Raw genomic sequence first — 24301 nt, 5'->3', positions numbered from 1 at the left:
GCGCTCCACCACGAATTATAGATACAAAAAAGCCCGGGTTTCCCCAGGCTCACATGCATACAGCTCTCAAAGCAATATTAATTTACGACAACTTTTGTGCCCAAATTGACCTGTTCATACAGGTAGGAAACATCGTCGTTGAACATACGGATACAGCCGGAAGAAACAGCGCGTCCAATGCTCCAGTCTTCTGTTGTTCCGTGAATACGATAGATAGTTGAGCCTAGGTACAACGCACGTGCTCCAAGTGGATTTTCTGGCCCACCCTTCATGTAACGCGGAAGAGTACGACCCTTCTTTGCTTCACGACGACGCATCTCTTCTGGTGGTGTCCAGCCCGGCCATTTCGCCTTACGTGTTACACGTTCTGTTCCATTCCACTCAAAGCCATCCCGACCAACACCGATGCCGTAACGCACTGCTTTACCGTTCTCTTGAACATGATAAAGGTAGCGCTCGTCAGTATCGATAATAATAGTGCCTGGCTTCTCCGCAGTCCGATAAGAAATCACTTTACGCTTAAACTTACTGCGTGCAGAACGGCTTGCCATTGCAGGCGTATCTGGAAAGATATCCCACTGACGCGTGTCTGGATTCCACAATTTGCCTGCACTTGCTGGCGCAACAAAAACGAAGCTAACCAGTGTACAAATGATCGCAAATATTCCCTTACGAAGATATCCTCGCATCGTCACCCCCTGAAATTGGCGATAGTCTCTGCTCAAAGCAGGACCGGTCGAATTTTAAAATTAAATCAACACCCAGAAACTCAACAAATTTACCCGGCGAATCTTAATGCTCATATGTTTCAAACTGAAACTGATTATCAACATCTGATAATCGATATCCAAGTAAAACCACTCAATTCTAGGTCGTTTGTTGCATGTTTTTACAATTTCGCGACATCTTGCAAAATTCTCTGCCAAATTTGCTTGTTTCTTGGCCGATAAAAAATTCTGCCTTAGCCTAAGTCACGGGTAAACCTCTGAATGAAAGGGGCATATAATACGCCTAAGGGGAGGCCTTATATGAATATCGATAGTATGCAAGATGTAACCTGTTTGCCATTCACCGTTTTCGGTCCTGAGAACTCAGAGCCAATTATTTTCATCCATGGGTTTGGTGGCGACGCCAGCACGTGGCGCAATATTCAAGTCCAGCTGGAAAATGAACGTCGAACAATTGCGTTCGATTTGCCAGCGCATGGACGTGCCCTTGCAGATTTCGAACCAAGCAACGCCGTCGGTTCCGCAAAAGCCATTGTGAAATCACTGGACGCTTTGAAACTCGACAAGGTGCATCTGGTTGGCCACAGCATGGGCGGCGCCATCGCCAGCCTTGTTGCCATGCGCTGTCCAGAACGTATTGCCAGCCTGACATTGCTCGCACCCGGCGGCTTCGGATCAGAGATCAATGCCAAACTGCTCCGCCGTTATGCTGTTTCGCAAACAGAAGCTGAACAGCAAGCCCTTTTGGAACAGTTTGTTGGGCTGGAGTTTGAACTGCCACAGGATCTGGCTAAGTATGTTGCAGCACAACGCTCCATACCGGGCGCGGCAGACGCTCTGAAAGCAGTTTCCGAACTCATTCTGGATGGGGAGCGTCAAGGCGTCTTGCCAACGGCAAAACTCGCCGAATTGCCGATGCCGATCAAAGTGGTCTGGGGCACACAGGATAAAATGTTACCAACCCGCCAATGCCACAAGTTACCGGGTCCGGTTGCCTGTCACGTGTTCGATGGTGTTGGCCACATGGTTCACATGGAAATTCCGCAGGAAGTTATCCGGCTCATTCTGGAAAACACCCGCTAAAGCACACGCAAAAAACAAAGAGCGTGTCGCTCAGCTGTGACACGCTCTCAAATTCAACAGGTCTAAGCAGGTGGCAGCAAATCGTCTTTCCAGTCCCGCCCAATCACGCGCCGCGCCATCATGTGCGAACGTGGATGGTTGATACTATCGACTGCAATCAACTTACCCTTCGCCAGATAAGCCACATAGAAGCTGTCTGAAGACGTATCCCCCACCAAAACCGCATCATCATATCCGTTAGAAAGACCGGCAATCTGTAGCTTGATATGATGCTGGTCTGACCAGAACCATGGCAGCGGATCATAATCGTGGCTGTGGTCATGATCTGCATCGGTTAAAGCAACTGCAACTGCTTTCGCCTGATCAATCGCGTTCTGTACGCTTTCCAGACGAATACTCCGGCCATACCGCTCTGAGAAGAAACGCACGCAGTCACCACAGGCATAAATATCCTCGTGAGAGGTTTGCCCAGCCCCATCAACCAAAATACCATCGTCAACATCCAAACCAGCAGCGATCGCAAGTTCTGAATTTGCGACAGCTCCAACAGCGGAAAGCACCAGATCACACGCAAGTTCTCTTCCATCAGCCAGCTTAACGGAAGCAACTTTTCCGTCTTTGCCCTCAATGCTGGTCACACCAGTTCCACAATGCATCTCTGCACCACGGTCTGTATGCAACGCGTGGAAAAATGTGGAGATTTCTGGCGAAACAACACGCTTCAGCAAACGCTCCTGCGCTTCTAGAACAGTCACGTCCAATCCCATGACGCGGGCAACCGCTGTCACTTCCAGCCCGATATAACCCCCGCCAATCACAACCAGCTTCTTACCCGGAACAAACAGGCTTTTCATGCGCTCAACATCACTGATGGAACGCAGCGTCACAACACCTTCAAGATCAGCCCCCGGCAGAGGCAAGTCGCGCGCACGCGTGCCAGTCGCCAGAACCAGTTTGTCCCAAAAAATCTCTTTGCCGTTGGAAAGCACAACGGACTTGCTATCTAAATTGAGATGATCCACATGCGCATTCACGCGCAAATCAATAGCATTAACCTCGAAAAACGCTTCCGGGCGAATAAACAAAGCATCAGGCGCCAAGTCGCCACTCAGAAACTTTTTTGAGAGCGGAGGGCGCTGGTAAGGTGGTTGAGGTTCATTCCCCAGCATCACCAACTCGCCTTCATAACCCTTTTGCCGAAGCGTTTGCGCAGTCTGCACACCTGCCTGTCCAGCACCCACTACAACAATCTTTTTTATCATTTTCAAAACCCGTAATAGCCGCAGAAAAACAACCCACCTGCTCTGAGTTGCTTGTTTTGCTCAGCAAATCCGTACCGCAAAAGCAATGTGGCGCTTACCTCATCCAAAAACCAGAGGTAAGCGCCACATATAAAATGTTATTTTGTGAAGATATTTAGGCAGCGCGCACTTTTTCTAAGAATGCACCAACAGTAGAGTTGATATGGTCTGCTTGCCGTGACAGCGCATCCGCCAGATCAGACACAGTCCCACCTGTTGAACGAGCGTTGGCTGAAGCATTTTCAACCATCTGCATCGCACTCGCACCCTCTTGAGAACTCTGCGTCGCATTGGCAACGTTCTCGGTGATCGCTTGAATAGCAGCATTTTGTTGCTCAACAGATGCAGCAACAGCAGAAGCAATCTGGCTCATCTCCTGAATAACGTTTCCAACATCACCAATCGCATCCACCGCCTCAGCAGAAGCTTCCTGAATGGAGCCAACCTGCAACGCAATCTCCTCAGTTGCTTGAGATGTCTGGCTCGCCAACATCTTCACTTCAGACGCCACAACCGCAAAGCCTTTGCCATGCTCACCAGCTCGGGCTGCTTCAATCGTCGCATTGAGTGCCAGAAGGTTGGTCTGGTTTGCAATGTCACGAATAAGGCCAACGGCTTCACCAATGCGGTTCGCAGCAGTACTCAGCAGGTTCATGGTGTCTGCAGTCGCTTTTGAACCTTGAACGGCACGATCAGCCACACGGGTAGACTGCTCAGCCTGCCCTGCAATCTCGTTGATGGACATCGCCAGTTCTTCAGTTGCAGCAGACGCACTGGAAACATTCTCAGCCGCATTCTCAACAGCCCGACCAGCAGAAACGGCTTCAGTAGAAACATTGTCAGCAGCTGTTCCAACATCATTGGACGCTTCACCAAGACCATCAGCGGCATTGTGCAAATTGCTCAGTGCATCTGCCACTGTTTGCTCAAAGCCAACAATCAAACCGTCAACCTGCTCAGCCCGCGCTTGCTTGTCTGCATTCTCGCGGTCTTGCTCATCGCGAAGGAGGCGACGTTCTTCGATGTTATCACGGAAGACCTGCAGCGTTTGGGCCATGGCAGACATCTCTCTACCACCACGGTTCAGCGGGATAACAGCTGAGAGGTCGTTTTTAGCAAGCAATGCCATAGCGCTACGCAACGCATTTAGGCTGCGTAAGATTCCAAAGATCAGGAAGAACCCAAGAATGAAGAGCGTTAGCGCAGTGCTACCGACAGCAACACCTAGATAAAGGTTGGTCTGCTGCGTTTTTTGGGTCAAGCGCTGAGAAGCGTCATTGGCACCCTGCAACGCAGCATTTTTCAACTCATTCAAGCGTGGAGGCAGAAGGTCAAACAAGTTCGCCAGTAATTCAGAGCTGGTTGCTCTTTTTTCATAAGCCTTAGTGTAAGCATCAAAAGCCTTTTTGTAGGCTTCCATATTGGCTTTCACTTTATCAACAACAACAGGATCGATTTCAGCACGCGGCAGTGTTCGCTCATACCGGGAGAATGCAACTTCAAACGCGCCCAGGGAATTTTCGCTTCCAGTAATTGTATAGTCAAACTGTGCGCGCGCTAGATCACTAAACGTTGTCATCAGTTTCAGTGTATTGGGGTCTTTGCTGCGTCTGTGCTTTTGTTTTACGGCTGACTCTGCCTGAACCAGCGTGGCGGAGAGTTCTTTTTGTAATCCTCGGTCTGCATCATAACCCAGTTTAGACTGGAAGCCATGCAGCATCCCGAACGCGCCACTAATTGCCTCAATTGTGTCGCGAGCATCTGAGATTTCGAGGAAGTAATCCATCGCCACAGGAAGAGCACTCAACTCCTGAAGTTTGCTCTGTGCCTCTGTTACCAGCTCATCAAAATCGCTTTTGAGGCTGTCTCCGGGCACATTCTCATAATCTTTTTGCGTCGATTGCAAAGCACCGGCTGCAATTGCAATCGTCTGGCTCAACTCAGCTAACTCGGTGTATTCTTTAGACTGCTGAAACACGATTTCGGTTTGTTGCTGCCCCCAAATGTAAACAACACCGACTGCGCCAAATCCCGCAAGTGTCAGAATTCCCAGTAGGATCGCTCGAAATCGGATACTTGCATTACGTGTGACGGAAAATATGCCACCCCGTGCCGCTTTAATAAATCGTTTCCAATCAATTCGCATCGGAGACCTCTCTACCGATAAAATTACCATCAGTATTTCTATTTATGACTCACACGTATAGGTTCAAATCGTTTAAAGATTGCAAATAATACAATTTACAATTGATATTGTTGCTCAACTCACCTGCGCCGTATGCAATATGCGCATAGAAATAAGACACGCCATTGCCCCGTTTAACCACACTTGTGCCTGTTATCTTCGTACTTCTCTGGTCCACAGGCTTCATCGGTGCCCGCCTTGGCGCACCCTATGCTGAACCCTTTGCGTTCCTCAGCTTGCGCTTTCTCATCGTGCTCCCGCTTATGGGTGCCATTGTTTGGTTTTCAGGCAGAAGCTTCCGTTTAAGCCGCAAGCAAATCCTGCATGCCGTTACAACAGGAATGCTCGTGCACGGGGTCTATCTCTCCGGCGTATTCTGGGCGATTGATAACGGGATGCCCGCTGGCGTCACAGCCCTGATCACAGGCCTACAGCCCTTTATTACAGGCACTCTGGCCTACTTCCTGTTGAAGGAAGACGTAACAAAGCGGCAATGGATCGGCCTTGCGGCAGGTTTCTTCGGCATTGTGCTGGTTGTCCTGCCAAAGCTCGGGTCTGGAATGGCGCAAATCCCGCTCTGGACGGTCCTTGCAGCTTTCATCGCCACACTCGGCATCGCCACGGGCACCACATGGCAAAAGCGCCAGCCGCTGAATACGGATCTGGTCTCGGGCACCTTCTTTCAGTATTTCGGGGCGCTTCTTATCACCTTGCCCCTCTCGTTAACCGAGACATGGGTCATCACATGGTCAGGTGATCTTATTTTCGCGTTGGCGTGGCTTGTCATCGTGCTGTCTATCGGCGCTGTATTGCTGCTTATGTACCTGCTTCAACACGGTGCAGCCTCAGCAACAGCAACGCTGTTCTATCTGACACCCGTAGCCGCTGCGATTGAAAGCTACTTCCTGTTTGGGGAAACACTGGACATCATCCAGCTCATTGGCATGGCGATCGTTGTTATCGCAATCGCGGTGTGCAGACCAAAGCCAAAGACCTGACAGCAACTACTCAGTGTTCTCAGAGGAACCCAATACAGTTCGGAGGCTAACCCGGCGCACACGCATCAACGCCGCGTTGAATTCACCACCAAGGATAAAGATGACTGCGGTCAGATACATAAAGATGATCGCCGTCATAATTCCCGCCAGTCCCGCATATAATGAAACGTAGTTGGCGTAACGCGCTAGATACGCGCCGAATGCGGCACCTGCAACGATCCAGAGGATCATAGTCAGGATAATACCCGGCAAAACCTCCCAGAACCGGCGGTTACCAGCTGGCAGATAGAGATGCGCCGCAAGCAACGCCGACAGCAACAGCAAAGAGGTCACGCCGTAGCGGACGATATTCGCCTTGTAGCTGAACTGTTCCATAACCGGAGCAAGATGCACCACCCATTCCCATGCCAGCGGACCAAACACGATCAGGAATGTTGAAATCATCAGAACAGCCGTTCCAACCAGAACAGCAAGAATGGATTGAGCCCGGCAAAAGTACCAGCTCCGGGTATCTTTCTGGCGATACGCACGGTTGAGACCAACCCGCATCGCTTCTACGCCATTGGAAGAAAACCACAGGGTCACCACAACACCAAAGGTCAACAAGTCTCCGCGTGGCTGAGTCAAAACAGCATTAATCTCACCAGAAACTGGACCCGCCACTTGCTTTGGCCAAACATCAAAAATCAAGTCTGACGCACCCTGAGCAACCTGTGTTAAACCAAGAAAACCAGAGAAAGCCGCTACAAATATAATAAATGGAAACAGCGCCATAAGGGAGGACAGAGCGACGTGGCTTGCCACTGCATACCCATCATCAGAGTTAAAATGCCCAACAGCATCTGCAATCACCTGATACGCTTTTCTTAAAAGGCCATATTTCTTCATAAAACTGATCTGGTCCGTCTCACTCGTAGTTTCAAGTAAGAGAATAGACAGTTCTTCAAGAAATATTCATGAAGAAAGCTCTCCCTTTAGGGCATTGTACAAATACACATCCGATTTAAGTTTGCACTGCACCATGATCAAGTGGAATGAGGGAGGCAACCTGTGTCAGAAACGGCGAATACACCAGACAATTCAAGCACACCATCACACCAGAACCGCGTTTTGGCATTGCAGTCCCTCTCGGCACTTTTGAGCATTGCTCGCAAAAACGTAAAACAGCGCGTTCTAAAAGATGGACGCATTGCCTCTGCATTAATGGAGCAAGAGCAACGCGCAACCCATGGGCTTGCTTGGTTGGCAACCTATGTGGAAGCGCTCAAGCAGCTCAACTCCTATGCAGAACGTCTCGACACAAGTGGCGCATACGGTGAAGTTGAAAACCTGATTGTTCGCATCAGTTTTGCTGAATACACTTCACAAATCTTCGGCGGCCTTCCAATGAGCCAGGGCGAAATACTTCGCCTTTCTGATCTTGGTATCCCCCGCGAAGAAGCAAACAGCCATTACTCAGAAGCCGTTGCATCTGTCATCGCAGATGGGTCTCAACCAGCCCTGCGTGCCCGCCTTGCCGAGCTTATGCAGCACGCAGAAGGCAATTCCACCATTGGCGCCACCGGGCTTGATGAAACTTACGAGCAAATCCGCGAAGAAATGCGCAAGTTTGCTGAAGCCAAGGTCATACCTTTCGCGCACGATTGGCACCTGAAAAACGAATACATCCCGCTTGAGATCATCAACGAGATGGCAGAGATGGGTGTGTTCGGCCTGACAATCCCAGAAGAATACGGCGGCATGGGTCTTGGCAAAGAATCCATGTGTGTGGTTTCAGAGGAATTGTCTCGCGCTTACATCGGTGTTGGCTCTCTGGGCACTCGTTCTGAAATCGCTGCAGAACTAATCCTCGGCGGTGGCACAGACGCACAAAAAGCCAAATGGCTGCCCCTCATCGCATCTGGCGAAGTGCTGCCAACAGCTGTCTTTACCGAACCTAATATCGGGTCTGACCTAGCATCTCTCAAAACTCGCGCGGTTAAAGAAGATGATAATTGGAAGGTCTACGGCAACAAAACATGGATCACCCATCCAGTTCGCGCCGATATCATGACCCTCCTCACCCGCACCAAACCTGAGGAACCGGGCTACAAAGGCCTCTCCATGTTCATCGCGGAAAAGCCACGCGGAACGGATGAAGAGCCATTCCCGGCTGAAGGCATGAATGGCGGCGAAATCGAGGTACTCGGGTATCGCGGCATGAAGGAATACGAAATCGCCTTTGACGGGTTTGAGGTCAAAGACGAGAACCTTCTGGGTCAGGTCGAAGGTCAGGGCTTTAAACAGCTCATGCAAACCTTCGAATCTGCACGTATCCAAACAGCAGCTCGCGCAATCGGTGTCGCTCAATGCGCGTTGGATCTTGGCCTTCGCTATGCGCAGGAGCGCATCCAGTTCGGCAAGGCCCTCATCAGCTTCCCACGCGTTGCAGACAAACTTGCGATGATCGCCTGTGAAACCATGGTTGCCCGTCAGCTCACCTACTTCTCCGCTTGGGAAAAAGACAGTGGCCGCCGTTGTGATCTGGAAGCAGGTATGGCGAAACTGTTGGGCGCACGTGTGGCTTGGGCAGCCGCTGACAACGCTCTCCAAATCCATGGCGGCAACGGCTTTGCACTGGAATACCCAATCTCCCGGGTACTCTGCGACGCGCGCATTCTTTCAATCTTTGAAGGTGCAGCAGAAATACAGGCGCAGGTTATTGCCCGCCGCCTGTTGGATGAAACAGAGCTTTAAGAAGCAAGTCAAAGTCCCAAACCCCAAGGAGCGCGGCTATTTTCTCCGCGCTTCTTCATGGACGGAAAGCCTGAGCCGCTTGTCCATCAGGTCTTTTCTCATAGCAACCCGTTTGTCGCTATCCGTAATTGTTTTGAGCTTTTCTTCCAGATCCGAGATCTCGCGGCGCAACGAAAGTTCTTGCTGAACACCCCCACCTGCTCCGTCCATCACACTCATACGAGCAGCCTGAGCGAAGTTTGTGCCAGATCTCCTGGGGATTGGTTTTCCTGCCCCGTCAAGCTTATCCAAAGATCCGCTCATCTGTGACCGTCGAATTTGTTGTTCGATCATTCGATCTATTCCCATAAAAACAGACCTTTTCCTATTGTTTTACTTAGTTCAATTTCCTTCAACACTATGGCGGCAAGATGATCTGACCGCAACTTTTCTCAATTTCTTTGCTGAATAAATTTAAGTGCCAAATCAGAAAAATTATCGATTTTAACCTCACGGTAATAAATTCACTCGCTCCGGTTGCATTATGCAATCAAATCAGTACATTTTAATTAAGATTTTATTAAATTAATATATATTGGGCACGTGATGCTGCGATCTTCGATTATTGCAAGTACTCTCCTAGGAATGAGTGTGTCTTTTTCTGGCGCAGCTCTATCCATGTCTCAGGTCAACGCACCAAGCAGGGGCCTGACCCAAATTCATGCACCTTCAAAGAGTACCTTGATACCTGTCACAACAAACGGAAAGCTCACCCGGTTAACAGCCAAGTCCAGCCTGATGCCACTCAAGGCCAAGTCAAAGCTTGTCCGCCTTAAGCCTAAATCTAAACTGATAAGATATCGGGTTAAATCCGCGAATGTGACGCCACCGCTGAAGTCCGCACCCGTCTTTTATGCATTTACCGACGGCGCATTGAGCTATTTCCCGCAGAAGGAACTTGCACAACTGTTGGATATCCTTGGCAAAGACATTTACCAGTTCATTCCATACAAAACACAAGCAGCTTTTTCACATCAGTTCTCATGGAAATTGAAACGGAGAGGCGACCTCTTGCTCAGAACATTCTATCCGCACCTCTTAAAAGTGCAGATAGAACTTGAAAGACTGAACAACGAGCTTGGAGTCTAGAGCGCTTTCCCTCTGCCTAATCATAATCAGGCGACAAGAAACTGCACCCAAGAGCGACGGTTAGGACGTGTTGAGTTAGGCAAATACGCACCGCATGCTCTAATCGGCTCTAAGCCCACCTTGAGACTGCTTGGGTAACCAATGGATAGCTTTCTTCCACCAGATACGGCCCACCACCTACACCAGCTTTTGCGGAAAACAACACAAATCGCCCGGCAGTAAACATTGGTGCTGAAAACTCACCCCGCATCCCAAGCCAATGTGCCAGTTCTACAATAGAGGTTCCCCTCAACCGCGCCAACGTCACATGCGGTTTGTATTTGCGCCCATCCGCCGGCAAGCCCAGCCGTTGCAAGATCCGTTCTTGCTCAGCTTGAAGCTCCGTCAGCTCCTGCGTTGGCTCCACCCGTGCCCAAACAACATGCGGTTTCCCGCTTCCAAACGAGCCAAGTCCGGTGAGTTTAACGGTTAAAGGAGCACGCTGAATGCGGGACAGCTCAAAAGCGATATCATCGGCAACACGATCATCGATATCGCCAATAAATCGCAGAGTAATGTGGTAGTTTTCCGAGTCAATCCAACGGGCATTGCGCAATCCCCCGCGCAGCAGGCTCAACATCATCCTGGTGCTCGATGGAAGTTCGAGACCAACAAAAAGACGAGGCATATCAGGACCCTCCGCTCATGCAGATGACAAATTAACTCACGTTTATCGGTAGAGTACAAGCAGAAAATGACAGGCCTACGAACATCAGGGCACTGCCCAATCTCACTTGAATAAACAAAAATACCGAAGCCTCTGAAAGGCTCCGGTATAAAATTTTTCGATCAGTGCCGACAAAAGACGCTCGCGCTAAATCATGGACAAGGGTTGGTGTATTGAAGGTGGATCTCGTTGATCCGTTTTTCAATTTCCTCAGTCATTTCAAAATCTGCCGCGCTGATATCAATCGCCAGCTGGTCTAAATTGGTCGCTCCAATAATGACGGAGGTCACGAAAGAACGACTGTGTGCAAACGCTAGTGCCATAACGGATGGGTCGATACCCAGTTCCGCTGCCAAGTCACAATACGCATCAACAGCCTTCTGGCCGCCTTCCGTCTCATAACGAGCAAGACGTTGGAACAAAGTTTTACGCGCACCAACTGGCAATGCACCATTGCGGTACTTACCAGTCAGATAGCCCTGCGCCAGTGAGGAGTAAGCCAGCAGGCCAACATCTTCACGATGCGCAACTTCCGCACCACCAACTTCAAACAAGCGGTTCACTAAGGAGTATGCATTCTGGATAGACTGAATCCGCGGCAAACCACGTGCTTCAGCTTCCTGTACAAACTTCATAGAGCCCCAAGGGCTTTCGTTGGAAAGACCAATATGGCGAACCTTACCGGATTTCACCAATTCCTGCATAACCTCAAGGGTTTCATGAATGGCGTTTTCGTCTGCAGCACAGTCTACACTCTGCCAGATGGTGCTGACAGAACCAAAGCCGGAAACGTTACGGTCAGGCCAGTGGATCTGGTAAAGGTCGATGTAATCCGTCTGCAAACGCTTCAGGCTACCGTCAACCGCTTCCATAATCTGGGCACGGGTCAGCTGACTGTCTGAACCATCTTCACGGAACCAGTTCATGCCAGAACGACCAACAACCTTCGTCGCAAGAATAACCTTGTCGCGGTTACTGTTCTTTTTGAACCATGTGCCGATAATCTCTTCGGTCCGGCCTTTGGTCTGTGGTTTAGGTGGAACAGCGTAAAGCTCGGCAGTATCAAAGAAATTGATACCTTGCTCCAGCGCCGCATCCATTTGCGCATGGCCTTCAGCTTCGGTATTTTGTTCGCCCCATGTCATCGTGCCTAGGCAGATGCTGGAAACGTTGAGGTCTGTACGCCCCAATCTACGAAATTCCATATATTCCTCGTCAGCAGCATATGGCTGCTCTAATTTCTGTCTTCGATATTCAAGCACAAAAACGGACAATCACACCTTGAAACCAAGACATGATTGATCCGCTAAATTTTTTTGGGCTTAATCTGCCTCAGCGATGGAGCTAGGCAGGAGGAGCGCCTCAAAGCAAAATTGTTATGCTCTTCAAGATTTAGTCTGTTCGATCAGCATTACAACGGATGGCAGGATCTTTTCGACAATAATTGAAACACCTTCACCAGTCGGGTGCATACCGTCCCCAAGGTTAAGGTCGGGCGTGGCCGCTACTCCATCCAGAAAAAATGGGTAAAACAGAACACCATGCTTTTCTGAAAGGTCTCCATATATGGAGTTGAAAGCCTCACCGTACTGCTCTCCCATATTAGGAGGCGCAAGCATACCAGCAACAAGCACTGGAATATTGCGAGACCCTAGGCGCTCTAACATTGTATCCAGATTTTTGCGTGTGATCTTAGGATCCAACCCGCGCAGCGCATCATTTGCACCCAGTTCCAGAATAACGCCGTCAACATCATCACCAACAGACCAGTCCAGACGAGATAAACCACCCGATGAAGTATCTCCGGAGACGCCAGCATTCACGACGGTGATGTCGTAACCTTTTTCCTGAAGCGCTTTTTCGAGCTTTACAGGAAACGCATCCTCCGGCGGCAACTGGTACCCGGCGGTCAGGCTATCTCCAAACGCAACAAGCTTCACTGTCTCGGTCCCATCCTGCGCGAAACTGGTGGCAGAGCTGAAAATAGCTAAGCCCAAGGCAACCATAGTTCCGCTCAAAACACGAAGCACACTAGGTTTCGTTACAACTTTTCGTGAAGCAAGCATGCAATACCCTTAGATTTTTTCAAAGCAAGCTGGTGGATGCAATCTATACTACCCATATGCTTTCGTAACCAGGCAGGAACAAGAGCTGCCAATCAGATTATTATAGGGTGTGATTTAGATATTTGCATCGCCCGACACATTAAAGTGCCTTACCGAAAAGTGCCCAGCGCTTTTCAGATTAGAATGCGCGCGAATACAAACGATTAAAGCAGTTTGAATGCAAACTGCTAAAAGGTGAAAGAATGACAAGTAATTCGGCACTAGATTTAAACGGCGTTCACCTCAGCTTGGGTCATGGCGCAGGCCGAACACATATTCTCAAGGGCGTTTCCCTTAGTATTGGAACTGGCGAAAGCGTTGGTCTTGTAGGCCCATCCGGATCAGGAAAATCCACATTGCTCATGGTTATGGCAGGCTTAGAACGCTCTGACGAGGGCACTGTGAAAGCTGCTGGACAAGAGCTGGGCAGCATGAGCGAGGATGAACTCGCCCGCTTCCGTGGTCAAAATGTCGGCATCATCTTCCAATCCTTCCACCTCGTACCCAACATGACTGCTCTGGAAAACGTCGCTGTTCCATTAGAACTGTCCGGCGATCCAAAAGCATTTGAACGGGCTAAAGAAGAATTGGAGGCCGTTGGCCTTGGTCATCGCCTCAACCATTACCCAACACAACTATCAGGTGGCGAGCAGCAGCGCGTAGCCGTTGCTCGTGCTCTGGTGGCGGATCCTAAGATCCTCATTGCTGATGAGCCAACGGGCAATCTGGATGAGGAAACCGGCGAACAAATCATCGAATTGATGTTTGCGGCTCAAAAGCGCAAGAACACAACTCTGATCCTCGTTACCCATGATCCATCATTGGCAAGTCGCTGTCAGCGCAAAATCCGCGTACATTCTGGCACCATTGAAGAAGACACAAATCTTGTGCGCGAGGCACGTGCACAATGACGACACCTGAAACAAACGGGTACCAACCCGGCTTTCGTCTCGCCGCCCGGTTTGCCCTGCGTGAAATGCGGGGAGGCTTGAGAGGCTTTTACGTCTTCATTGCCTGTATCGCCCTTGGTGTTGCGGCAATTGCAGGCGTTGCCTCCTTCTCCCGTGCCCTTACAGAAGGCATCACAGCAGAAGGACAAGCCATCCTCGGCGGAGATCTCTCCTTTGCTCTGGTTCAACGCGAAGCCAACAAGGACCAATTGGCCCACCTGCAAAGCATGGGTGACATCTCAAGAATCTCCAGCCTGCGGGCTATGGCCCGGACGGAGAAAGCTGGCAACCAGACCCTTATAGAGCTGAAGGCCGTTGATGATCCCTACCCGCTTGTCGGCAGCTTTGATCTTGCTGCTGGTAAAGATCTGCAAAAAACCATCACCAGCAGAACAAATGGCCTACGCAATGCGGTAGCAGAAATAGCTTTACTGGCACGGTTAGGCCTTGAAGTTGGAGATAATATCTCGGTCGGTAAAACCATCTTCAAAATCGCAGATACCATTGAGCTGGAACCAGACAAACTCGCATCCGGTATGACATTCGGTCCGCGACTTCTGATTTCAGAAGGAGCTTTGGCAGACACTGGGCTTGTTCAACCCGGATCATTGATAAACTACAAATACCGTGTTCGTATTGGCGACAATGTTCCAGAAGCCCAGCTTCAACAAGCGATAGATCGCACCAACGAGCTCTTCCCCGATGCGGGGTGGCGTATCCGCTCCAAAACGGAAGCCGCACCAAGCCTGCAACGCAACATTCAACGCTTTGCGCAGTTCCTCACCCTCATTGGCATCACCTCTCTGGTGGTTGGCGGTGTCGGTGTTGCAAACGCCGTCCGCGCCTATATGGATACACGGCGAGAAGTCATCGCCAGCTTTAAATGCCTTGGCGCATCCGGTGGGTTTGTCTTCAAGGTCTATCTCATTCAGATGATGGTGCTTGCTACAATCGGCATTGTTATTGGTATGGCACTGGGCGCACTCATCCCTCTGGTGGCAATGGCAGCGCTCCAATCCATATTGCCCATCACAGCCGTACAAGCTGTCTACCCGCTTCAACTCCTACTTGGCATGGCGTATGGCTACCTGACAGCCTTGGCATTTGCCCTTTGGCCACTTGGCAGAGCTCACGACATTGCCCCCACAGTGCTGTTCAGGGATGAAGTCAGCACGCGCAACCGTTACCCTAAACCACTGTACATGGCGGCCGCAGCTCTAACACTTGTGTTGCTCGCGGGCCTTGCATTGATCATGGCCTATGACAAAACCATCGCGGTTATCTTCATTGGGGCTTGTGCAGCAACATACCTCCTCCTGCTGGTTGTCGCCCGTCTCATCATGGCCGCAGCGCGCAGAATACCATCCGTTCGCTCAACCGAGCTGCGTTTGGCAATCACCAATATCTACCGCCCCGGCGCGCTCACCTCCTCCGTGGTTCTGTCCCTCGGTCTCGGCCTCTCCCTGCTTGTGGCTCTGGCATTGATTGACGGAAACTTGCGCCGTGAGCTCAATCAGGTCGCGGAAGAGCAAGCCCCAAGCTTCTTCTTTGTGGATATTCAAAACAACGAGAAAGACGCCTTCCAATCTTTCATCGCTAAAAATGCCACGGGAAGCGAGTTCAACGCCGTTCCAATGCTACGCGGCAACATCATCTCTCTCAAAGGCATCTCCGCAGCTGATTACCCTGCCCCACCAGAAGCCGAATGGATTCTGCGCGGAGACAGAGGCATCACCTATTCTGACAGCCTGCCGGACAATTCTGAAGTGACACAAGGCGAATGGTGGCCGAAAGATTACACGGGTGAACCATTGGTTTCTTTTGCGGATGACAACGGCAGAGAACTTGGCTTGAGCGTGGGAGACAAAGTCACCGTCAACGTGCTCGGTCGCCAGATCTCAGCAAAAATTGCCAACTTCCGCACTGTGGACTGGGAAAGTATGTCCATCAACTTCGTGATGGTCTTCTCTCCCAACACCTTTGCAGGTGCACCGCATACTAATCTGGCAACGGTGGCATGGCCAGGAGAAGCAACTCTTCAGCAAGAACTGGGCCTCTTGAAAGTTGTCACACAGGCCTTCCCAACCATCACCTCGATCCGCGTCAAAGATGCAATCGCTCAGGTGAATGATCTGGTTGGCCAGCTGGCATGGGCCATCCGTGGCGCGTCATCCATCACCCTGCTCGCCAGTATACTGGTTCTGGCAGGAGCGTTGGCTGCAGGCCATCAAGGCCGCATCTACGATGCTGTAATCCTGAAAACACTGGGTGCAACCCGTGGTCGTCTCATCAAGGCGTACATTCTGGAATACCTCATCCTCGGCGGCACGACAGCAATCTTTGCCCTGTTTGCGGGGTCATTGGCAGCTTACTTCATCATCACCGGCGTGATGGATGGAAGCTTCACTTTGATGCCAATCACCGCGCTTGTCTCCATTGTTGGCGCATTGGTCTTCACGGTTGGGTTAGGGCTCTTGGGCACATGGCGTGTTCTTGGAGAAAAACCGGCCCCGGTTCTACGGAACCTCTAAAACAGATTGGGCAGCAGCAAGTAAAACACATTCCTCATATTTGTTTGCTGCCCAAGTTCTTCAGCTTTTCCATTCTCTTCCTCAAGGCTTCGTGTCTTCTGCCAAGGTCTTCGGTGTCCACCAGCATTACCTCCTGTTAATAATAACGCAGAAAATTACCAGTTTTCTCCCATTTGACCTTCACTTTTGGGCGGTTCCTACAAAAAATCGAAGGACCGCACCCTTGTTTTGTGCCCTTTTTCCTACCATATTCCTTGGTAATGTAACTTGAGTAGAACGCTCAGGCTGTTTGGGTTGACCCCACAGCTGAATTTATTGGAAAGAAGAGAGGATCCTCATGGCGACTTTCGACGGCAACAAGACCACGCGGTATGGAATGGCAGGCTCACAAGCCAATGCAGCCGCATTTGATGCTGGTCTGCGCGCCTACATGCTTCGCGTATACAACTACATGGCTATTGGTGTTGCAATCACCGGTGTGCTTGCTTTGCTCACATCTATGGCAGCGACAACAACAGACCCATCCATGGCTGCAGCACAGCTCGGCAATGGTGAGTACCTCACCAACCTTGGTGTAATGCTTTACGCCAGCCCTCTGCGCTGGGTTGTTATGCTGGCTCCTCTTGGCTTCGTGTTCTTCCTGAGCGCACGCATCAGTAAGATGAGTACATCCTCAGCACAGCTCACCTTCTGGGCCTTTGCTGCATTGATGGGCGTATCGCTCTCCTCAATCTTCCTTGTGTACACAGGCGGCTCCATTACCCGTGTATTCTTCATCTCTTCCGCAACCTTTGGGGCGTTGAGCCTGTACGGCTACACCACCAAGAAGAGCCTCTCCGCATGGGGTTCCTTCCTGTTCATGGGCCTGATCGGCGTCATCATCGCGTCAGTCGTCAACCTCTTCATCGCATCTTCTGCGCTTCAGTTCGCAATCTCCGTGGTTGGTGTTCTGGTATTCGCAGGCCTCACCGCCTACGACACACAGAAGATCAAGGAAATGTATGCAGCTGTAGATGACAGCGAAGTAGCAGGCAAAAAAGCCATTATGGGCGCGCTGCGTCTGTACTTGGACTTTATCAACCTGTTCATCATGCTTCTGTCCCTGTTCGGCAACCGCAACTAATCGCAATAGCCAGCAGATACACAAATCACGAAAGCCCGAAGCACCTGCTTCGGGCTTTTTTGTTGGCTTACCCAACCTTCAATCCTAGGACACTACAGATTTCTCGGGGTTCAGTTTTACCAATCTAATTTCAATGTCTGTCCACAGATCGCGTTTAAAACAACCCTAAACTCACTGATTTTTCAGTGATCCCTTCGGCAGATTTACAACGATTCCGCTACTTTCACAGAAACACAACCAAATTTTACTAGCCAAGATCACGGTGTATGTTCTATTTTCTTAACGTAGCGTACCTTATATTTTTCTCAGCAATCCTCTGCTCGTTCCAACAGCATTTGTGTGGGAGCAAAAATGCCAAGACATTCGCCCTGTGCCATCGCTAATGAATTCCTGAAGCGCCGTGGCAGCTCTGAATACCCATCACAGATGTACATTCAAAAGCTTGTTGCGATTGCGAATGGCTGGAACCTTGCGATCAATGGCGAACCACTGGTGAGCGCAGCCCCGCAAGCATGGGTTAACGGCCCAGTTTTTCGTCAGATATGGGATTTTGTGAAGGAAGGCGGCTACAAAGGCCCCAACAGCGAAATAGCTGATCCTGTCACAGGCCAACTCGTAACTGCCAGAACAAGCGGCAGTGAACAGGAAATCATCGATCACGTCTGGAAGAAGTACCGCAATTACACTCCTCAGCAATTGTCAGACCTCACCCATCAGGCCAACTCCCCTTGGGCCTATGCATATTTCGAAAAAGGCAAAAATGCTGAAATTGATACAGAGCGCACCCGGCAATACTACATCAAGCTCGCATTAGCCGGTCGTTCTAACGCAGAAACACAACGCTCCTTGTTAGAAGCGGGTCGGGTCAATGCTGCCTGATGACACATTAGACAGACCTCTCACCGTTGATGACATCGACGCAGCAGTCTCCAAGCTGCCCATAGAGGTTGACCCTCCTGCCAAAATTGGGTTCGAGCAGCTACTACAAGATCGCCAGGCGCTGTCTGATGACAACACCCAGCTCCAGAACGAGCTGATGGAGCTGAAAAGCAAGCTTTCCACCAAGCAAGAGCTGGATGCACTTATCAAACCCTATGCCGGCAAAGCCTACTGGTTCATGTGCGCCTACTGCGGAACTGTCGCACTCATCCTCGTGTTTGCAGGCTTCAAGGATGTCTACGGCAGCAGCTTCATACTGGCAGATAGCGTCTTAGAATTCCTTGTCGGCAGCACAGCCACGACAGTCATTGGACTTGTCGGCATGGTCCTCACCGGCATCTTCGTTGGTGCTAGAAAATAGCCCGCCGACAACTCGTTAATGTTCTGATAGCACGAGAGTCTGGACTGGGAACGCCAGCGCTTGAAAGCGCAAGATAAGGGCATGCATCAGCCCAACCGTATCCACCATGTGGTAATACAACCCAGCCCAAAAGCCGAATTCACCCGCAGCAATCTGGGCACCATAATTGCTGTAGGCATTGGCAACGCACTTACTACCCGGTGGAATGTCTTTTGCTTCCATCTCAAAAAGCGGCTCCAACATCACAAGGAACGTTCCAGGACGCGCGATATCCTGCGCATCAATAAGCTGGTCTGTCGGACGAAACTGGCCTGACGAGATGAAATCCTGCGTATCGACGACGACCATGGGAATAATCTCAAATGGGCGCGCTGCGCAGGTAATCTCCGCCGTCATCCCGACCTTGATAACCGAGGCTGTAATCTGCCCAAACCCGGCCTGAAACCGTTTGCGGCCAATATAATCAGGCACCAAAATACCCGCCGGCCTCAAAATAGGGCTCACAACATCACCGGCTTGCAGAACGAACTGCGTAACGATCCCATCAACACCAGCATAAACAAACTTCTTGTCATAAGCCGCTTCTGCCTGATGCAGCCGCGCAATGGCACTGCTGCGGCGCGCGGGCAAGCTAGTGGTAATTTTGGTGAGCACAAGGTTCTTGTTCGCCGTAGCCGCATCCAACTGACCTTTACGAACAATCACCTGATTTTCCCGTGTATCGATCTCTTTTTGCGTCACTACATCAGAGTTTCGGCGGAACAGCTCTTTCGTTCGCTCCGACTCACTCACAGCCTGATTGTAGTTGCCCTGCGCTTGATCAATCATGGCTTGCGAGCTGATAAGTTCAACTTCAGCCATCGCAATTTCGGCGTCAATCTCATTAACTTCACTCTGTGCACTCTCGACCTGTGCCGTTTCAACCGCAGCATCCAAACTCATTAAAATCTGGCCCGCAGCCACGTGTTGATTGTTGATCACATGCACCTTTTCCACCCGCCCTGACCCTTCAGGAAGAATGGAAACCGTCCGGAACAGGGAGGAAACATTGGACGTTGTCGGATGATAGAAAAACACCAGTGTGATCAACGCAATAGTCAGCATTAACGCCCCGGTAATCCCCCAACGCAGCTCATACCATACGGTAAAAAACGTGATCTCGTGGCCAAAGCGCTTTCCTTGCCTATAGCGCCGGAAAAGATAATCAGGAAGAATGGTGACCAGAGAACAGACCAAAAACTCAATCATTTACTCTTGCCCCCCTTCCACTTTTTCCGAAGCGTTTCGGCAATGGAGTTGAGCGGCGTTTCAAAGTCTGGCAGGTTTATCGCTGCCAACAACAATGCAGCAATCCAGTAATAGTTGTTGTGGGTGAACAACGCGATGATCGCCAGCAAAGCAACAATTTGCATATGTTGACGCCCGTATTTGTGCGCCATCCGTTCCGGCAGTGCATGCAGCGAAAAATAAAACACGCCGGCGAGCAGAACTATCAGGATTGCAGAGACAATCGCCACCACCATCAAAACATCGGTTTCACCGGGCCCCGTTATATAAAAGGGAATGTGCCCGATGACCTCTGGATGTGCACCCTCAATACCAGTAGCCATTACATGCTCCGCAAATCTCACTCAGTTGGTGCAAACAATGCGCCATACCCGGTTACCGGGAGAGAAAAGCAGGCCGAAATTTCATCAACTTGCATCCAGTTTCAAAAACCAGAGTAAACGCAAGCGGAGCGAGAAGAAGACAAAGCATGTTTAAAACGAAACCGGAACCTAAGGGCACACTCCAAACCCAGTCAAGCTTCAACCAACTCGCTGCGGGCCATGAGGAACAGCGGTGCGAGGGTTTGTGCCAGCTCATTGGTTCGGGCAGCATCTTCCTCAGTATATGCGTGGTCTGCATCCAGCAGGTTTACGGTGCCAACCACCTCACCCAAGACAACGACAGGCAGATTAAGCGTTGCGCCCAGCCCCATAGCCGAGATCTTTTCATGATCAGGAAAATACTCTTTCACATCCTCAATGGTGTAACCGAGGAACGGCTTTTTCTGCACCAGCACTCGCTCGTACCAACCACCTTCTTTCTCAATTGGTTTCGTGCCGGATGTCCCGTAAGAGCCTTCCACGCTTGAATAAAGCCGCACCACATGGCTTCCATCAGGATGAGTGACCGTCAGCGTAAAAAGCTTATGCCCGGGAGCCTCAGCAAACAGCTGGTCTGCTTTCTTCGCCGCGTCTTGCACGCTTTGAGAATTAGAAATCGCATCAACAAAAGACAAAATGTCAGCCACAATAAAATCCTAGATTAAAACGAGTCCGGTTTTGGAGAGGAGCCCGCATAAAAATAGAATGAAGCAATCCGACTATGCCGTAGCCTGAACCAACTGCTTTATTCCCAAAGCAATGATCTTAGTGCGCGCATCAACAAGCTCAAGCCCGACTTAAGAATTTAATGTTATGATTCAATATATTACCCTGCGGAATACAAAGAGATGCGCCCAACCCTAAGCACGGGAACGCTCATCAATGCAGCATTCATCCTTTAAGAAACTCAGGACTAAATCCAACTTCTCAAACTGCGCAACACAATAGAGCGTACGTCCTTCACGGCGTTGCTTCACCAATCCGGCAGAGACCAGCCCAGCGATGTGGTGAGACAAGGTGGAGCCCGGAATTTCCAGATCCTCCTGCAACTGACCAACAGCCATCCCTTGAAGGCCAGCCTGCACCAATCGCTTGTAGATCCTCAGTCTAGTTGAATGCCCAAGCTCTTTCAAAGCTTTAGCGATCTCATCAATGTTCATCGGTTCGGCCTTTTTTCTGATATTTCGACAATACTAGAAATATCTTGACAATGAAAGCCATAGTTCTATTATTTCGACAATTCTGGAAATATAGAACAAGGCCAGTCCAATGACAATAACAGCCCAAATGTTGCAGGACACACTCAACATGTTCCTGTTTCTGGCAGCAGAACTAACCGTGCTGTTCCTCGCAATCAGCTACTTCGTTGGCATCTTGCAGGAGTACATTCCGCCAAGCAAAATTCAAAGCATCCTCAGCAGCAAGCATGGCAGGGGTTACATCACAGCCGCGTTCCTTGGCTCCATCACTCCGTTCTGCTCCTGCTCAACAATCCCGTTTCTCAAAGGGTTGCTGCGCGCCAGAGCTGGTTTTGGCACCATGATGGTATTTCTGTTTGCTAGCCCGCTCCTCAACCCGATTATCATCGGCTTGTTCCTTGTCACCTTCGGCATGCAGGTAACACTCTTCTATTTTGGTATCGCGTTAGGCGTGTCCATCATCGCTGGTTACAGTCTGGAACGGTTGGGCTTTGAACGGTTCGTGAAATCAGAGGCCTACCAAACCCCGCAAAGCCGCCGCGCTAGCTCCTCATGTGGAACAGCAGCCAAACAAGACAACAAATGGCTGAGAATTTGGAAGACCACATGGGCTGATTTCGTGAAGGTCTTGCCATTTCTTGTTATCGGCATCGCAGTCGGCTCAATGATCTACGGCTTCATGCCAACAGAGCTGATCTCGTCTGTCGCAAGTGAAGACAACTACCTCTCCATTCCAATAGCAGCCATCATCGGCATTCCGCTCTACATCCGGGCAGAAGCCGTCATCCCTCTGGCTGCCGTTCTTGCCAGCAAAGGCATGGGCCTTGGCACAATCATGGCACTCATCATCGGAAGCGCAGGCGCCAGCCTGACAGAGGTCATCCTATTGAAATCCATGTTCAAAAACCAGATGATCCTCGCCTTCCTCTTTGTCATCCTAGGAATGGCCGTCAGCGCCGGCTTCCTCTACACGCTGATATTCTGATCATTGAGAGTTAGATAGAAACTGCCAATATCGCCAACTCACGCAAATCGCACCCTACTAACTTTTTTGTTAGTAGGGTCCACAATTGGCTTCACTCAAGCACTCACGACCACTTTCCTATTCAAGTAGTCTGGAACGCAGCCCCAAAATTCACCTTTGCGGATTGAGCTGACAATGTCCCTGCAAAAACAACTGGTAGTATTTGAGTTGGAGCCAGCTGTATTTCGCCGTCCATATCCTCTAGGCTTTCCGATAAGCGCTTTCTCAATTTTCCAGAGCAAGTTTCATGATGCCAATTTCAATGATTGCCTACAGCGTTCTCGGGCTTGCCATTGCAAGTGTCCCTTTTCTCAAAAAGCCATGGCTCCCGCTCGCTTTGTTCGTCCTTGCGTGTGTCGCAGGTTTCAGCACTGACGTCTTAAGCTGGCCAGCACTTGCGTTCATCATCACAGTCGGGCTCGCGAGCTTTATGCTGTATCAACGGCAACGCTCAATATGGGTGTATCTGCCTCTGGTCGGATTGCTGCTGCTTGCTGGGCATTTGGTGCTCACGCACGCTGCACCAGGCTTTAACAATCTGAAGATTTTGTCGGGTGTTCAAACAAGCCCCGATGCTGCGCCCTATTCTCTCTATCTCAACTTTGACAAAGCTGCCTTAGGGTTCTTTCTGCTTCTTTTCGCAGTTCCGCATATAACCTCAGCAAAAGAATGGCTGCGCTCCCTGCGCATGACGCTTTTCTTTTTCATACCGACGGCTGTCGTTTTAATCGGGATAACCTATGTTGCCGGATTGGTGGCATTCGCGCCCAAGCTCCCAGCATTTATGCCAGTATGGATCTTTGCAAACCTGCTGTTCACATGCATCGCAGAAGAAGTATTTTTCCGCCAATTCGTATTTGGGCAGCTTTTGGATAAATTTGGCCGAGGGGTTTTAGCAGGAGTAGCGGCCCTCGTGCTTTCATCCTTGTTTTTTGCTTACTACCACTTGAGTGGCGGTCTCTCTTACGCGGGCTTTTCTTTTATTGCCGGTTTGTTTTATGGGGTGGCCTTTTGGAAATCAGGACGGGTGGAAGTCGCAATTGGCGTACACTTCCTCACCAACCTCACTCATATCCTGTTTTTCACATACCCGGTCCTAGCATCCAGCTAGACGGACCTCGCAGCGAGCGCCATAAACTCACTCAACCACACGCAGGTGCTTTTTCTTTTCGAGCACTTTGAGGACGTTGCCAAGATCATGGCCACGTTTCAGGATCATCCCACCAGCACCCACAACGCTATACGCGCCTTGTTTACGGGCCAGTTTCGGATCTTTCTCAACACGGTAAAGAGGCATTTCGCTGGAGCGGCGGAAGATAGCAAAGATGGCTTTTTCAGACCCATGTCCAATGGCGTAATCACGCCACTCACCGCTGGCAACCATGCGCCCATAGAGCCTGAGAATCTGATTAAGTTCCGTTCGATGAAAAGCAATTATCGGTTTAGGGAGGTTCGGTTTTCGATTAACGGCAGCACTGCTGGAACGGCCATCAAGAGAGCGAACGCTCCCTGACTCTATTGCAATATCATCTCCTTCACTCATGAAGGCCTCCTG

Annotated in this window: 24 protein-coding genes; 11 read left to right on the top strand and 13 right to left on the bottom strand. The window is 50.3% G+C overall.

The annotated features are described in order from the left end of the window. Window positions 1–77 precede the first annotated feature (77 nt). On the bottom strand, window positions 78–689 hold the full coding sequence (locus tag BLS62_RS20560) for a L,D-transpeptidase (RefSeq protein WP_093185044.1): 612 nt from the start codon (window positions 687–689) through the stop codon (window positions 78–80). Window positions 690–1028: 339 nt separating this feature from the next. On the opposite strand from BLS62_RS20560, the gene BLS62_RS20555 reads away from it, so the two are divergent. After that, entirely contained in the window at window positions 1029–1811 is a 783-nt protein-coding gene (locus BLS62_RS20555; protein WP_093185039.1) for an alpha/beta fold hydrolase, read from the top strand. A gap of 62 nt (window positions 1812–1873) precedes the next feature. On the opposite strand, the gene BLS62_RS20550 is transcribed toward BLS62_RS20555, so the two are convergent. After that, the gene (locus tag BLS62_RS20550; RefSeq protein ID WP_093185035.1) at window positions 1874–3073 is read right to left on the bottom strand and encodes an NAD(P)/FAD-dependent oxidoreductase; all 1200 of its coding nucleotides are present in this window, start codon (window positions 3071–3073) and stop codon (window positions 1874–1876) included. A 154-nt stretch (window positions 3074–3227) separates the two neighbouring features. Continuing rightward, window positions 3228–5258: a methyl-accepting chemotaxis protein gene (locus BLS62_RS32275; protein WP_093185032.1), complete on the bottom strand. Its 2031-nt coding sequence runs from the start codon at window positions 5256–5258 to the stop codon at window positions 3228–3230. A 164-nt stretch (window positions 5259–5422) separates the two neighbouring features. Here BLS62_RS32275 and BLS62_RS20540 point away from each other — a divergent pair, with 164 nt between their 5' ends. Continuing rightward, complete coding sequence (locus tag BLS62_RS20540; RefSeq protein WP_208990995.1) at window positions 5423–6295, top strand: DMT family transporter; 873 nt, start codon at window positions 5423–5425, stop codon at window positions 6293–6295. A 6-nt stretch (window positions 6296–6301) separates the two neighbouring features. Here the strand turns inward: BLS62_RS20540 and BLS62_RS20535 are convergent, their stop codons facing one another. Continuing rightward, on the bottom strand, window positions 6302–7183 hold the full coding sequence (locus BLS62_RS20535) for a YihY/virulence factor BrkB family protein (protein WP_093185029.1): 882 nt from the start codon (window positions 7181–7183) through the stop codon (window positions 6302–6304). 222 nt (window positions 7184–7405) lie between these two features. On the opposite strand from BLS62_RS20535, the gene BLS62_RS20530 reads away from it, so the two are divergent. Next, window positions 7406–9031: an acyl-CoA dehydrogenase family protein gene (locus tag BLS62_RS20530; RefSeq protein ID WP_244283657.1), complete on the top strand. Its 1626-nt coding sequence runs from the start codon at window positions 7406–7408 to the stop codon at window positions 9029–9031. Between the two features lie 36 nt (window positions 9032–9067). Here the strand turns inward: BLS62_RS20530 and BLS62_RS20525 are convergent, their stop codons facing one another. Beyond that, the gene (locus tag BLS62_RS20525) at window positions 9068–9364 is read right to left on the bottom strand and encodes a DnaJ family domain-containing protein (RefSeq protein ID WP_093185018.1); all 297 of its coding nucleotides are present in this window, start codon (window positions 9362–9364) and stop codon (window positions 9068–9070) included. Between the two features lie 324 nt (window positions 9365–9688). On the opposite strand from BLS62_RS20525, the gene BLS62_RS20520 reads away from it, so the two are divergent. Further along, entirely contained in the window at window positions 9689–10159 is a 471-nt protein-coding gene (locus BLS62_RS20520; RefSeq protein ID WP_159436558.1) for a hypothetical protein, read from the top strand. A 109-nt stretch (window positions 10160–10268) separates the two neighbouring features. Here the strand turns inward: BLS62_RS20520 and thpR are convergent, their stop codons facing one another. The 3 genes from thpR to BLS62_RS20505 form a co-directional block, all read right to left on the bottom strand. Next, window positions 10269–10826 carry an RNA 2',3'-cyclic phosphodiesterase gene (thpR, locus tag BLS62_RS20515; protein WP_093185008.1) on the bottom strand — a complete coding sequence of 186 codons (558 nt, stop codon included), beginning with the start codon at window positions 10824–10826 and terminating at the stop codon, window positions 10269–10271. A gap of 191 nt (window positions 10827–11017) precedes the next feature. Then, window positions 11018–12070, bottom strand: coding sequence for an aldo/keto reductase (locus BLS62_RS20510; RefSeq protein WP_093189316.1), 1053 nt, complete (start codon window positions 12068–12070; stop codon window positions 11018–11020). Window positions 12071–12250: 180 nt separating this feature from the next. Next, window positions 12251–12871 carry an arylesterase gene (locus tag BLS62_RS20505; protein ID WP_244283656.1) on the bottom strand — a complete coding sequence of 207 codons (621 nt, stop codon included), beginning with the start codon at window positions 12869–12871 and terminating at the stop codon, window positions 12251–12253. 302 nt (window positions 12872–13173) lie between these two features. On the opposite strand from BLS62_RS20505, the gene BLS62_RS20500 reads away from it, so the two are divergent. From BLS62_RS20500 to BLS62_RS20480, 5 genes are all read left to right on the top strand, one after another. Next, entirely contained in the window at window positions 13174–13881 is a 708-nt protein-coding gene (locus BLS62_RS20500) for an ABC transporter ATP-binding protein (protein WP_093185001.1), read from the top strand. After that, complete coding sequence (locus BLS62_RS20495) at window positions 13878–16451, top strand: ABC transporter permease (RefSeq protein WP_093184997.1); 2574 nt, start codon at window positions 13878–13880, stop codon at window positions 16449–16451. Before BLS62_RS20500 ends, BLS62_RS20495 begins: the two co-directional genes overlap by 4 nt. A 337-nt stretch (window positions 16452–16788) precedes the next feature. Continuing rightward, window positions 16789–17574, top strand: a complete 786-nt coding sequence (locus tag BLS62_RS20490; protein WP_093184992.1) for a Bax inhibitor-1/YccA family protein — start codon at window positions 16789–16791, stop codon at window positions 17572–17574. Window positions 17575–17925: 351 nt separating this feature from the next. Continuing rightward, complete coding sequence (locus BLS62_RS20485) at window positions 17926–18453, top strand: Panacea domain-containing protein (RefSeq protein ID WP_208990994.1); 528 nt, start codon at window positions 17926–17928, stop codon at window positions 18451–18453. Beyond that, the gene (locus BLS62_RS20480) at window positions 18443–18874 is read left to right on the top strand and encodes a hypothetical protein (protein ID WP_093184988.1); all 432 of its coding nucleotides are present in this window, start codon (window positions 18443–18445) and stop codon (window positions 18872–18874) included. Before BLS62_RS20485 ends, BLS62_RS20480 begins: the two co-directional genes overlap by 11 nt. A 15-nt stretch (window positions 18875–18889) precedes the next feature. Here BLS62_RS20480 and BLS62_RS20475 read toward each other — a convergent pair whose 3' ends face one another. From BLS62_RS20475 to BLS62_RS20460, 4 genes are all read right to left on the bottom strand, one after another. Then, window positions 18890–20122, bottom strand: coding sequence for an HlyD family secretion protein (locus BLS62_RS20475; protein ID WP_093184985.1), 1233 nt, complete (start codon window positions 20120–20122; stop codon window positions 18890–18892). Continuing rightward, the gene (locus BLS62_RS20470) at window positions 20119–20484 is read right to left on the bottom strand and encodes a hypothetical protein (protein ID WP_093184980.1); all 366 of its coding nucleotides are present in this window, start codon (window positions 20482–20484) and stop codon (window positions 20119–20121) included. The genes BLS62_RS20475 and BLS62_RS20470 overlap by 4 nt, the downstream gene beginning before the upstream one ends. 191 nt (window positions 20485–20675) lie before the next feature. Beyond that, the gene (locus BLS62_RS20465) at window positions 20676–21170 is read right to left on the bottom strand and encodes a GAF domain-containing protein (RefSeq protein ID WP_208990993.1); all 495 of its coding nucleotides are present in this window, start codon (window positions 21168–21170) and stop codon (window positions 20676–20678) included. Between the two features lie 213 nt (window positions 21171–21383). Then, window positions 21384–21683 (bottom strand): ArsR/SmtB family transcription factor, encoded by a 300-nt coding sequence (locus BLS62_RS20460; RefSeq protein ID WP_093184974.1) that lies wholly within the window; start codon window positions 21681–21683, stop codon window positions 21384–21386. A 109-nt stretch (window positions 21684–21792) separates the two neighbouring features. On the opposite strand from BLS62_RS20460, the gene BLS62_RS20455 reads away from it, so the two are divergent. Both BLS62_RS20455 and BLS62_RS20450 read left to right on the top strand, forming a co-directional pair. Continuing rightward, window positions 21793–22707, top strand: coding sequence for a permease (locus tag BLS62_RS20455; protein WP_093184970.1), 915 nt, complete (start codon window positions 21793–21795; stop codon window positions 22705–22707). 286 nt (window positions 22708–22993) lie between these two features. Continuing rightward, a complete protein-coding gene (locus tag BLS62_RS20450) occupies window positions 22994–23857 on the top strand; it encodes a CPBP family intramembrane glutamic endopeptidase (RefSeq protein WP_208990992.1) in 864 nt (287 codons plus the stop codon). Window positions 23858–23884: 27 nt separating this feature from the next. On the opposite strand, the gene BLS62_RS20445 is transcribed toward BLS62_RS20450, so the two are convergent. After that, window positions 23885–24289 carry a DUF2794 domain-containing protein gene (locus tag BLS62_RS20445; RefSeq protein ID WP_208990991.1) on the bottom strand — a complete coding sequence of 135 codons (405 nt, stop codon included), beginning with the start codon at window positions 24287–24289 and terminating at the stop codon, window positions 23885–23887. Between the last annotated feature and the right edge of the window lie 12 nt (window positions 24290–24301).

This window comes from Pseudovibrio sp. Tun.PSC04-5.I4, assembly GCF_900104145.1.
Lineage (GTDB): Bacteria > Pseudomonadota > Alphaproteobacteria > Rhizobiales > Stappiaceae > Pseudovibrio.
The sequence above is the reverse complement of the archived record's forward strand: the minus strand, read 5'-3'. Positions and strand labels throughout refer to the sequence as shown.